This window comes from Polaromonas sp. P1_G1, assembly GCF_056405595.1.
In genome coordinates, this window is record NZ_JBFUBU010000212.1 from 1 (window position 1) to 427 (window position 427).

Sequence of the window (427 nt, forward strand, 5' to 3'; positions counted from 1 at the left end):
AGACAGTACTGCAGTATCGTTCCCAGTACTACTACCTAGCTAGGAGCCGACCGTGCCCGTCGAACGCCTGATGCCCAGCCAAGAAGCTCGCGATCTCATCGAACTGACGCGTGATGTCGCGGACAAGGTACTCGCGCCCAAGGTCAACGAATACGAGAAGGCCGAGAAGTATCCCGAAGGCGTGTTCCCCGCACTCGGACAGGCAGGCCTGCTGAGCCTTCCGTATCCCGAGGAATTCGGTGGCGGCGATCAGCCGTACGAGGTGTACCTCCAAGTCCTCGAAGAGATCGCCTCGCGCTGGGCAGCGGTTGCAGTGGCGGTGAGCGTGCACAGCCTCTCGTGCTTCCCACTGTTCACCTTCGGCACCGACGAACAGAAGGCCCGCTGGCTGCCGGACATGCTGGGCGGCAACACCATCGGCGCATAC

At 61.8% G+C, this 427-nt stretch carries 1 protein-coding gene; it reads left to right on the top strand.

The features are described 5' to 3' along the window. Positions 1–52: 52 nt before the first annotated feature. On the top strand, positions 53–427 hold a 375-nt coding region (locus AC1D1Y_RS26515; RefSeq protein WP_477684972.1), incomplete at its 3' end, for an acyl-CoA dehydrogenase family protein.